We start from the raw sequence: 11,702 nt of genomic DNA, 5'->3' as shown, positions 1-11,702 counted from the left end.
GGGGAAAAATTTCTTCACCATCCTCCCACACCTCCCACACCTCCCACACCTCCCACACCTCCCACACCTCCCACACTCCCCGCTTGCCCCATGCCCAATTCCCTACCCACCATATGTTCTTCCGCGCCATTGACGTGGGGTGTGGAATGCAGATAAGAAGATTCGTAGCACTGCTAGGGGATCGGCGAAAGGGGAAAGCCAGAATAACCAGCTTGCTTTGGCACTATGGCGATCGTAGGAAGGTGCGATCGCCAATAGCATACCAAAGCGAATCGTCAGTAGGAATAAATTCAGACCCACTAGGAGAATTGAGGGGGTGGGTAGAGACGCAATTAATGATGGTTCTAGTGAGTGGGAAAGAAAAATCAACAAGAAAGTCAAAATTATTAAAAGTGGTAAACCTTGGACTGCAAAAAGTAGCCATAAATCTGCCCACAGCTGAGAAGGAGAAGTTGCATCTTTGAGGTCTAGACTGCGTCCCCATTCCTTCCACGTTTCCATAGCCCCTTCATACATCCGTACTTTTAGTACTTTTGCGCCATCTAAAAAGCCTACTTTATAACCTTGGATAGCAATATTCCGTGCCAAGGTGACATCATCACAAAAAGAACTACTGGCGCTGCTGTAACCACCCACAGCTGCTAAAACTGAACGACGACACAAAAAACACTGGCCATTTGCCATTACCCGTTCCGGCTGTTGTGTATTAATGCCGGCTGGGTCAAATCGGTAAAGCAAAGTCATCAACAAAGCTGGTTGTAGCCAGCATTCCCCTGGATATTTGAGAATAAACTGGGGCGAAAGGGAAACTAAGTCATAACCTTGTGCTTGTGCTGTCTTTATCAACCCAGCCACCAACCCCGGATGCGGTTGAATATCAGCATCCAGCCCCAGAAACCATTCACTAGCTTCAGAACTATATAAAAAACCATTATGCAACGCCCAAGGACGACCCACCCAACCAGAGGGTAAAGGGTCATCTGTCATCAAGCGAAAGCGCGGATCTGTTTGCTGTATTGCCTTGACCAAATCCGGAGTTCCATCACTGGAATTGCTATCTACAACAACAACTTCCCGAACTTCATAGCTTTGCCGACTCAAACCAGCCAAAAGAGGGCTAATACGAAGCGCTTCATTCAGTGTAGGAACAACAACACTCACCTTACCCAACATTTCCGGCGTCGGCTGTTGCGGTTCTATTGGTGGATGGCGTCTGGGCCCCTTCACCAAACGCGAAAGTAGAATCCCCGTTGCTGGTACTTGGATAAGCAGCAATAAAAGCGAGATGGCACTTTCTAGTATTAAGTTGTCAGGGAATTGGGCATTGGGCATTGGGGGTATTGACTGTTGATTGTTGAGTGTTGACTGTTGAGTGTTGACTGTTACAGAGGAATTATTCTACTTGTCTCCCTTGTCTCCCTTGTCTATTTCAAAACAACTTTAACGCTGGCTGCTGGGGCTTCTTGAGGTACTGGTTCAATGGCAACTTGAGCGGGTGTGGTTGAACTTCTCAACCACAGTGTCACGGCGGGAATTACGCCTAGCACTGAGCCGAGTAACACGGGGATGAAGAAGCCACTTGCTAAGCTGAGTCCGGCGGCAAAGGCGAAGTTACTTAAATAAATTGCTAAGGGGAGATTAAGTTGCGATCGCTCTAATTTTATCGAGGTTTTTCTCCACAATAACCCTGCGACACTCATAAATAATGCACTAGTGCCAAACCAACCTGCATAGTTCTGGTAAGGTGTTCCAAAGAATTCTCCTGGTTGTTCCCAATACCAAAAGGGTAGAGAAGATTGGCTCATTGCTGGTTCTAGAGCAAAGTCCCAGCAAGTGAACAGCAACGCACCAACGGCTACAGCAGCAATATGCCTTGCCAAACTCGGTTTTTGGGCTACCTGCAAACCACATCTGGCTATTAAGTAAGATGACAAGCCAACATAAAACCAAGACAATGGAATTGTGAAAGGAACTAGCCCACCAATTTTGTAACCCAAGCCACTCAAATAACTATAATCTCCAAATGGAAAACCTGTACTGGTTCCCAATAATTCACTTCCTAGAGAAATAAACACAGCCGGGAGCATAAATGCTAGCCAAGTTCCTAATCCCAGCGTCCGGTAGGCATAAATAGAAACTGCCACTGTTCCTAAAATAATATCAACTACACCGCCGCTAGCCATACTTAACCCTATGGCAGTTTCTCCAACCTGGGATAAGTTGAAAATTATGTCGGCATGAGGTAAGACCAGTAACATCCCTGCTAATCCAAAAGCCTTTGACAATATATGAGCAATGAGGCATACGCGCTCAACAATAACAATTTGTCTCATGATTATTCCTTAACTAAGATGTGACACACGGCTACTCGGCTGCTAATAGTTTACAAATCTTTATCAATATATTTAACTACTTTGTGCTGTAATTCTCAAACTTGTTTGCGTTGCTTGACAAAGCATGGCAGGCTATAAGTGAAACTAAGTCTCCATAGTAGTCCTAAATCATTTGGGGACTTCCAACTAAAAAAAATATTCCGTAGAAGAGTGTTGACGGTTGACGGTCACCAGTCAACGACCCCAAGCGGAATAATTTATTTTTTGGATTTTCCTTGTGAAACCCTACTGTCCAGGCTGTTGTTTGACGGAAACACCAGACTTTTGACTCCCCACTACTCTCTATTGACTACAGTCAACAGTCAACAGTCAACTACCACCACTGGTATTGACTTAGTAATGAAATAACACTTTAGCCCTGTACTGGTGATATCAACCCATGCCAATTTTGAAAAGAGTTCCTTGGGTGTCCCTAGCGGTAGTGCTGCTTAGCTACAGTACTTTGGGCTGGGTAATATCTGAAACACATCCTCCTCTGTTTGTATGGCCAGCGATCGTAGTTAGTATCTTGCTGTTAATACTAATTTTGACAACTCCTTGGCCAAAGGTGACATATTACTACACTCTTTTGTTTGAATCAAATGTCAGAGCTTTTGGAGTTGCCGTGTTAGCAGCTTTCTTGTTCTTTATTATGCTTGCTTGGTTTAAGGTATTTCTGGATACTTTACTGATTATTTCGGCAACTATATTAGTCAGGATAGATTTTCAAGTAGCTGAACTCAAGAGAAAACTAGCTTTTTGGAGTGCGTCTCTTGCTTCATTAACAGGTTTGGTCTTGGGTGCGCTGATCTACAAATTAGTAAATTCTGAAATTTCACTAAAATTCTAAAATCAAGAGTGATAAATGACGGCTTAAAAGTTAGAAATTTTAGGAACTTCCAAATAAAAAAATATTCCCTAGAAAACTGTTAACTGTTAACTGTCCACAGTCAACAGTCAACTACCATCTACTGTTGTTTATTTTTTGGAGTTACTTTATTGTTTAAAACCCAATGTTTTCAAACAGCAGCACAGACAGAAAAAAATCCGTGATAAAAATTGACACCCAACTAGTCACAACTGCTTTTGTTGCTGATTCTCCTACTTCTTTTGCTCCTCCCTTAGTAGTTAATCCCCAATTACAGCCAATAACAGCAACTAGCATCCCGAAAATGAACCCTTTGAGTAAAATAATGAACAAATCTGAGGGTTCTAGAAAATCTCTGACTGATTCTAAAAAAATTTCTGGGACAATTTCGTAAAACTGCCATGCAGCAAAAACTCCGCCGATGAGACCCATCATTAAAGCAAAAACTGTCATTAAAGGTACCATCAAGCAACAAGCAATTACTCTAGGAAGTACAAGATAATCAATGGGATCGGTTTTGAGCATATAAAGTGCATCAATTTGCTCTGTGACTCGCATTGCACCTATTTCCGCTGCAAAAGCAGAACCTACTTGTCCCGCCATAATACTAGCGGTCAAAATTGGGGCCAATTCTCTGCAAAATGCCAATGCAAAAGCACCCCCCACAACATTGACCGCACCAAATCGCACTAATTCTCTCGCTGTTTGAATAGTAAAAATCATTCCTGCAAAACCGCCCACAAGCAAAACTGGGGAGATAGAACTCGGCCCAGCAGTCACTAGATGTTGCATAATCTTGCGGTAATAGGTTTTACCTTGGAGTAAATGCAGCCACACTTGACCAAAGAGCAGTAGTGCAGCAAAACAGCGTACAATCCAATATTGTTCAAAATTTGTTTTTGGTTGCAATTCAAAGAGTTGGAAATTTAATAATATTTCTCATAATGTAATGTTAATAATCATTTATGAACAGTATAAGATATACAATTTTTGTGTTGCTATTAATACTCTCATTTTTATTAGCATTTCCAGCTTTTGCATCGGTGTGCCGTAATTACAATGGTCATCAGATTTGTATTCTCAGTATTAATCGCAGTGCTAAAAACTATTGGGAATACAGGGCATCTGTCAGTGTAGATGGAGTAAAAACGCCCATTGAGGTTTACAATTGCCGTCAACGATTTAAGATTCAACAAAATGGAACTATTTTGCCTTTCGAGGAAAATAGTGCTGGTGAAATGATATGTAGCTTTTTTAATTCTTCTGGGCGCTAAATACCCGCCAGATAATTAAAACGGTGAAACCTAGATAGGCTAATACAGTTAACCATTCTTGCCAACTACCAGATATATTGTTCATCAGCAAAAGCCAAAAATAAATACTTTAGGACTTACGCAACTGGCATATTATTTTAAGTTTGTAGTAAGGACTTTAGTCCTCTAATAAGGACTGAAGTCCTTACTACAAGCAAAAAAAATTGATTTTTTGTGACACTTGCGTAAGTCCTGTACTTTTATAAGGGAACTCCGAAAAATAAACAACAGTACATAGTAGTTGACTGTTGACCGTTAACAGTCTTCTGTGGAATATTTTTTTACTTGGAAGTCCCTAGCAGGGAACAGGGTAATTGCTCTCAAACCTGTTTAATTTTACTTTTTACCTAAAAACAACAAGAATGCTCCCGCCACAGTCGCAGACTTGGCGGCGAGATGAATTGTTGGCTAAAAACGAGACACCCCTTAACTGAATCAAACCGTAGGTTTGACAAGGCGTTCGCGCAGCGTGTCCCAGACAGGGGTAGTTGAGTTTTTAGCAATCTTCGTGATACTATTACGTCAGGGAGTTTGACGTAACAATGCTGGTATTTGAGGCAAAACTGGAAGGAACAAACGAGCAATATCAATCGCTGGATGAAGCGATTAGAACTGCTCGTTTTGTTCGTAATGCTTGCCTCCGGTACTGGATGGATAACCGGGATATTGGCAGATACGAGTTGAGCGCTTATTGCGCTGTACTCGCTGCGGATGAAAATTTCCCTTGGGTAGATAAGCTCAACTCTATGGCTCGTCAAGCTTCTGCTGAAAGAGCATGGAGTGCAATTGCGAGATTCTTTGATAACTGCAAGAAATCTAAGCCAGGGAAAAAGGGTTATCCACGATTTAAGAAAGAACAAACTCACGGAAGCGTTGAATACAAAACTAGCGGCTGGCGCTTGTCCGATGACCGTCGATACATTACTTTTAGTGATGGTTTCAAAGCAGGAACATTCAAGCTTTGGGGAACTCGCGTGCTGCATTTCTACCAACTTAAACAATTCAAGCGAGTGCGGGTTGTGCGTCGTGCTGACGGTTATTATTGTCAGTTTTGTATCGACTGTGAACGAATAGCCAATCGTGAGCCAACGGGTAAAACTATTGGTCTGGACGTGGGGTTGAACCATTTCTTGACCGATAGTGAAGGCAATACAGTTGACAATCCTAGACACCTTCGCAAGAGCGAAAAGTCTTTGAAACGACTGCAACGCCGTTTTGCTAAGACTAAAAAGGGTTCTAAAAATAGAGCTAAATTTAGAAATAAATTGGCTCGTAAACACCTCAAAGTAAGTAGGCAGCGTAAAGACTTTGCTGTGAAAACAGCAAGGTGCGTAGTCCAGTCTAACGACTTGGTAGCCTACGAGGATTTGAAGGTGCGAAATATGGTCAAAAACCGACACTTGGCTAAGTCGATTAGTGATGCAGCGTGGACGCAGTTTCGGCAATGGGTTGAATATTTTGGGAAAGTTTTCGGAGTTGTCACGGTTGCCGTGCCTCCTCATGGAACTAGTCAGAACTGTTCTAATTGTGGTGAGGTTGTCAAAAAATCCCTTAGCACCAGAACCCATGTTTGCCCTCATTGTGGAACAGTCTTAGACCGAGATCATAATGCTGCACGAAACATACTTGAGATTGGACTACGTACTGTGGGGCACACAGGAACGTTAATCGCCTCTGGAGACATCGACCTCTGCATGTCGGGAGAAATCTCTCCAAGTAAGTTGAGTCGCGGAAAGAGGAAGCCCAAGAAGTGATTCTTGGAATCCCTCGCTACACCCGTAAGGGTTAGCGATGGGAGGATGTCAATCAGCACTGTTTCGCTGAAATTATCAAATACTGTTTCTTTTGTACCCCTGGGTCTTCTGTAAACTGCTAGTTGCCTGCTGTATTTTGCTCATGGGGTTGGAGATCAAAATTACTCTGAAAATTTTTCGCTAATTTTCCGGAACTAACAATACTAGACTGGTATTACATATCAGAGCATCAATAATTATACTGAACTTCTATAACTAGCCTACGGGTAATATAGCCCCATTATTTCAAAAGCCCAGTTATCAAAACTGGGCTTTTGGTATTTAATATTACGTCTGGTTAAACACTTGGGGGTTTGGAAGTAAAAAATTAGGACTTACGCAAAAATAACGTAATTGGGTCATTACGAGCGATAGCGTACTCCTACCCAGAAGCAAGCTACGCACAGCGTCTCGTAGAGAAGTAATCCCCCCTAACGCTGGGATTGCTTCCCTACACTCCGTTACGGTCGCAATGACAATATCGGCGTTGTGTAAGTCCTAAAAATATTTTATTGCTATTGTTGACTTTTGACCGTTGACTGTTAACTGTGAACTGTCAACAGTCAACAATCAACACTTTAAGTCCGCTAGTTAACTACAAAAGTAAGCTTACTTAGCCTGAATTGGGGTTAAAGCTACACCTTTGTAATAATGTCCCAAAATTTGCAGGTGGTTGACTCCTTGGCGAGCTAAATTGTAGGCTCCCCATTGACTCATACCTAAACCGTGGCCGAAGCCAAGCCCTTGGAGAACAAAGCTACCATCTGCTGCTTTGGAGACGCTAAAACGGGTACTTTTGAGTTTGAGGGCTGTCCGTACTTGTTCGCCTTGTAAGACTTTCGTGCCTTTGTTGCCGATGATTTTCAAGACTTTGACGCTTCTAAAAGGCGAAAATGTTTCTGGAACCATCGCCGTTACACTACCCACCTCAGGAAATTTAGAGCTAATTTCACTGGGCGAAAAGGTTTTGACCCAATTACACTCGCTGATATTTTGGTCGTAATCTTGGACAGCACGTAGGTAGGGTAAGGAATTTCCCCATACATCCTCGACATTTTCGGTATGTCCGCCAGAACAAGCATGGAAAACTGAGAGAATAATCTTGTTTTTATAAGTTAGAACTTGCCCTGCTGTTTCATCCACTGCTTTATAAGTAGCAGGAGATTCACTAATTACACCTTTGTAAATTTGCCAGCGATCGGGGGTGTTGCCTAAATCGTAAACAGGATTATTCCGTTGTTTTTCTCGTTCGTAAAGGGCATAGGTACGGGCTGCGATCGCCTGGGCTTTCAAAGCTTCCACAGGCCAACTAGCACTCATTTCACCACCAAGAACGCTGTAGAGATACTCTTGGTCGTCAACCCAGTTAACAGCAGTTAAACCATTTTCTGTGGGGACAACCAAAGTTCTGCCCCGATACCAGCGATCGCCAATGTAAACAAATCCTTTACCTGTCGGCTCAATCCAAAATAAACCAGACTGCCATTTATCTAAAGCCACTCCACCAGGAACCGCTTGGGCATAAAACGCACTCATGGCCGGTAATTGTCCCAAAGTCCGGCCTGTACTATCCTTAACGATTCCAGTCGTGGAACTGCCCACTTTTACTTGATTAACTCCCCTCTCGATTGCTACGCGTAAGATTACAGCCGCTTGAGCTGGGGCAACCAAAGCTATCCATAAAAGAACGCTTATCCACCAGTGACGTATTTTAATCTGGGAAACTAAAGAGCCTAAGTCAAGTTGGAATTTCATGCTGGTCATCTAAACATCACATTAGTATTGGTTTGACGCTCTCGATTCTGGCGTCTACTACTTTAAGATGAGACACTTCTCCAACGCCGGAGGTTGCCACCTTTTACTAATTATGCATTTATGTTTAGTTATCAGATGGCAGCCCTAAAGAAATACTTGCCAAAACATTACAGTCTTTGGCAATTTCTTTAGGCAAATCCAACAAAATATTGTCCAATTTCGTGGAATTGGCAGTGAAAATATTATATGCTACAGCCAGGGCCTTGAAGGTCTTCGGGAAAACTAATTAATTCCAAGTAATCTGGATTTGCTAGAAATTGTTTTGCTGCTAATAAGCCAGCAATGCTCCAAGTTTGATAAATTCTGGCTTCCTTGCCAATTAAACGACCATTGTTGCCATCATAGTATTCGGGAAATTGATCTTGGTATAAACGACTTTCAGCAATGGCGATCGCTTCTTGGGCAAGTTCTATCCTGTTTGTTTTCAGTGCCGCAGCAGTAAATACCCACAATAAAACAGGCCAGTTACCACCGTTGTGATAAGACCAAGGTATGTTTTTAGAATCGCATCCTGTAACAATTTTCCACTCCAAACCTTCCAAAGCTGGAAAGCAGATTTTAACAGGCATATAGCCAATCAAGTTTTCCCAGCGTTCGGCAAATAAATTCATGATCCTTTGGGATTCTGTTTCGCTAGCTAAGGAAGCTAAGATTGCCATCAAATTTCCCAAAGTAAAAAAGCGGAAATCCATTCTTCCTGGCCCTAAATTTCCGGCTAAATATCCTCCAGTTTCCGGTAACCACTCGGTCAACCAACTGGGGATAGATTCTGAATGGATGTTGAATTTATTGGCAACTTCTTTACCAAATTCGTTACCTTTGTAACGATAAATTTCCCGCAATCGCTGTAAATCTAACCAGTAATAATTGCGGATATGATATTTCAAAGCTCCCAATCGCCGATTCACTTTATCCAGATAACTTTCACCATTGCCATCTGGTAAGAGTAATTCCCCGGCTGCCCTCAAAGATGCATAAAATAATACCTGAATTTCTAAAGGATGTTCGTAAACTCCCAAACGCCGGTCAATCATGCACGCGCCATCGGGAACTAACATTGTTGGGTACATAGAAAAGCGATGTACCAAACACAGATCCAAAATTAACTTGATTCCTGCTTGAAAATCTGGTTGACGCGCTAAAGTCAAATCCCCTGTGGCTTTTTCATAAGCTCTCAATAGCAGAATCCACCACATACAAGAATCAACTGGAGGAACGCGAGCGATGGCTTGTTCGCCAAAATCAGCAACCAAAAATTCCTCACTACCAATGGATTGGACTTTGAAACTGGCAGGCATTAACCCTGCACCCGGTTCAAAGCAATCCATTTGTTTTTCATGACTTTGTAATTTCAGAGTTTCTATTAAAAAATTGCGGACAATATCTGCTTTGCCGTGCATCAGAAACACTAAAGCAGAAGGCACAAAATCCCGAAGAAAACACTGGTCATAATTGAGTGGATCTGCATGTGGATCGACAGCAGCTAAGGTACCGATGGGTTTTCCTTGATGGTAAATTATTGATTTTTCTAGAAATTTCCAAGCTTCTGTTTCTGGCAAATTCTTCTTATTACTCATAGGAGTCATAGGCGTTTAATTCCACTAATGTAGGTATCGGTTTAATGGTGGAAAGCACGCCAGTTCAACTTTTAGAGACTTCCAAATCAAAAATGTCCTACTGTTGACAAGCAATACTCAACAATCATCAGTCACTTGTTTTTGTTTCTTGGAGTTTCCTTAAGCCGACCAGGTTTCGCGGAAATCAGCATACAGAGTCAATCCACCATCAACAAACAGCGTTTGTCCGGTGATGTATGCAGCTTCATCGGAAGCTAAAAAAGCTACTGCGGCTGCCATCTCTTCTGTAGTGCCAGCCCGCCCCATTGGGATATGGCTTTCCACGATCGCTTTTTTTTCTGGGTCATCAATCCAAGCTTGATTGATGGGTGTAATTGTGGCTCCGGGGGCAACGGCGTTAACACGAATACCTTGGTTAGCGTATTCCAATGCTAAACTTTTGGTGAGATTTTCCATCCCGCCTTTGCTGATAGAATAACTGATATACATCGGTCGAGGAATAATTTCGTGAACGCTGGAAATATTAATAATTACTCCCCGACGATTAGCAGACAGTAGATGTTTAATAGTTTCACGGGCGCAGAGATAAGCACCCCGGAGATTGACTGCAATGACTCGATCAAAATCTGCTGTGCTAAGTTCATGAGATGGACTTTCTGTTTGAATGCCAGCATTGTTGATGAGAATATCTAAACTGCCAAATTCCTGAATAACAGTGTTGACCATCTCAATAACGTCTGATTCTTGAGAAACATCTCCCTGAACCAGCAACGACTTCACACCACAACTTTGAATATCTCCACAAGCTTTTTGCAACGCCATTTCTTGCGTTTGTGCTGCTGCTTCAGGATCTTTACGGTAATTGATAGCAATGTTGCACCCTGCTTGAGCAAGTTTAATGGCGATCGCTTGACCAATACCTGATGTTGCACCTGTAATTAAGGCATTCTTTCCTTTTAACCCTATCATATTTTTTCACTCAAATGATTTTGGATTTGGGATTTTAAATTAATAGGACTTACGCAACGCCGATATTGTCATTGCCACCGTAACGGAGTGTAGGGAAGCAATCCCAGCATCAGTTGTAGAGACTAACAATTGCTAGTCTCTACAACGATAAATCAAGGGTTTTAGTGTCTAAATAATGCGTAAATTCCAAATTTGGACACTATCGCAAATCGGCTGGTATCTCTTTGGGAACTACCCAATAGTAAACACTTTTGCCCTCTACAGTCAGAGTTTGGTTTGGTTTCCAGTTACCCATATCAAAGGCGTGGGAAACAATCCGAGTACCAGGTTTGAGTTGTTTTAAAAGTATGGGGCGGAGTCTCTCGTTGATTTCTGGTAATAGATAAAGCGTAACTACTGTGGCTTCACTAAAATCTGTGTTAAACAAATCCTGCTGCACAAACTTCACGCGGTCAGTTACTCCGGCTTTTTGAGCATTCTCATTAGCTTCTTTGATGCGTTGCGGGTCAATATCTATTCCCACACCACGAGTACCATAATTTTGTGCCGCAGTAATTACAATTCGCCCGTCACCACTGCCAAGGTCGTAAACTACATCATTTTTGTTCACTTTTGCCACTTTCAACATTGCATCCACCACTGCCTGTGGAGTTGGCACATAAGGAACATCACCAGGACGTTCTTGCGGTTGAGTTGTCGGTGTCGCTGAGGGAGTTACTGTTTCAGTCTCAGCCGTTAAAGTAGAAGGTTGTGTACCAGCTTCCAAATCTTGCTGTTGTGGAGTACATCCAACAATTCCCAAGCTGGTAATACTAACTCCCGCAACCAGTGAAAACAGAGTTTTTTTGAAGTTCATGAATTTTCTCCTTTGTGAATTGGGATTGTTGATTGTTGACTGTTGACTGGGCATAGGGCATAGGGCATTGGGCAAGCAGGAAGTGTGGGAGGGGTGGGAGGTGTGGGAGGATGAGGAAGAAATCTTTCCCCCCACACTC

At 42.5% G+C, this 11,702-nt stretch carries 9 protein-coding genes; 2 read left to right on the top strand and 7 right to left on the bottom strand.

Annotated elements, in window-relative coordinates; genetic code table 11:
• Positions 1–102: 102 nt before the first annotated feature.
• A complete protein-coding gene (gene cruG / locus GNE10_RS24400) occupies positions 103–1,332 on the bottom strand; it encodes a 2'-O-glycosyltransferase CruG (RefSeq protein ID WP_185567405.1) in 1,230 nt (409 codons plus the stop codon).
• A gap of 92 nt (positions 1,333–1,424) precedes the next feature.
• Positions 1,425–2,333, bottom strand: a complete 909-nt coding sequence (gene cruF / locus GNE10_RS24395; protein WP_185567403.1) for a gamma-carotene 1'-hydroxylase CruF — start codon at positions 2,331–2,333, stop codon at positions 1,425–1,427.
• Between the two features lie 439 nt (positions 2,334–2,772).
• Here cruF and GNE10_RS24390 point away from each other — a divergent pair, with 439 nt between their 5' ends.
• Positions 2,773–3,222: a hypothetical protein gene (locus GNE10_RS24390; protein WP_185567401.1), complete on the top strand. Its 450-nt coding sequence runs from the start codon at positions 2,773–2,775 to the stop codon at positions 3,220–3,222.
• Between the two features lie 153 nt (positions 3,223–3,375).
• Here GNE10_RS24390 and GNE10_RS24385 read toward each other — a convergent pair whose 3' ends face one another.
• Positions 3,376–4,149 carry an MlaE family lipid ABC transporter permease subunit gene (locus GNE10_RS24385; RefSeq protein WP_185567399.1) on the bottom strand — a complete coding sequence of 258 codons (774 nt, stop codon included), beginning with the start codon at positions 4,147–4,149 and terminating at the stop codon, positions 3,376–3,378.
• 946 nt (positions 4,150–5,095) lie between these two features.
• Here GNE10_RS24385 and GNE10_RS24380 point away from each other — a divergent pair.
• Entirely contained in the window at positions 5,096–6,307 is a 1,212-nt protein-coding gene (locus tag GNE10_RS24380) for an RNA-guided endonuclease TnpB family protein (protein ID WP_185567397.1), read from the top strand.
• A 648-nt stretch (positions 6,308–6,955) separates the two neighbouring features.
• On the opposite strand, the gene GNE10_RS24375 is transcribed toward GNE10_RS24380, so the two are convergent.
• The 4 genes from GNE10_RS24375 to GNE10_RS24360 all read right to left on the bottom strand — a co-directional run bounded on the left by GNE10_RS24375 (position 6,956) and on the right by GNE10_RS24360 (position 11,563).
• A complete protein-coding gene (locus GNE10_RS24375; protein ID WP_185567395.1) occupies positions 6,956–8,101 on the bottom strand; it encodes a SpoIID/LytB domain-containing protein in 1,146 nt (381 codons plus the stop codon).
• Positions 8,102–8,343: 242 nt separating this feature from the next.
• Entirely contained in the window at positions 8,344–9,747 is a 1,404-nt protein-coding gene (locus GNE10_RS24370; protein ID WP_397326283.1) for a glycoside hydrolase 100 family protein, read from the bottom strand.
• Positions 9,748–9,897: 150 nt separating this feature from the next.
• On the bottom strand, positions 9,898–10,707 hold the full coding sequence (locus GNE10_RS24365) for an SDR family oxidoreductase (RefSeq protein ID WP_185567393.1): 810 nt from the start codon (positions 10,705–10,707) through the stop codon (positions 9,898–9,900).
• 199 nt (positions 10,708–10,906) lie between these two features.
• Positions 10,907–11,563 (bottom strand): cyclopropane-fatty-acyl-phospholipid synthase family protein, encoded by a 657-nt coding sequence (locus GNE10_RS24360; protein WP_185567391.1) that lies wholly within the window; start codon positions 11,561–11,563, stop codon positions 10,907–10,909.
• Between the last annotated feature and the right edge of the window lie 139 nt (positions 11,564–11,702).

The organism is Nostoc sp. 2RC, from assembly GCF_014222165.1.
Classification (GTDB): Bacteria; Cyanobacteriota; Cyanobacteriia; order Cyanobacteriales; family Nostocaceae; genus Nostoc; species Nostoc linckia.
The sequence above is the reverse complement of the archived record's forward strand: the minus strand, read 5'-3'. Positions and strand labels throughout refer to the sequence as shown.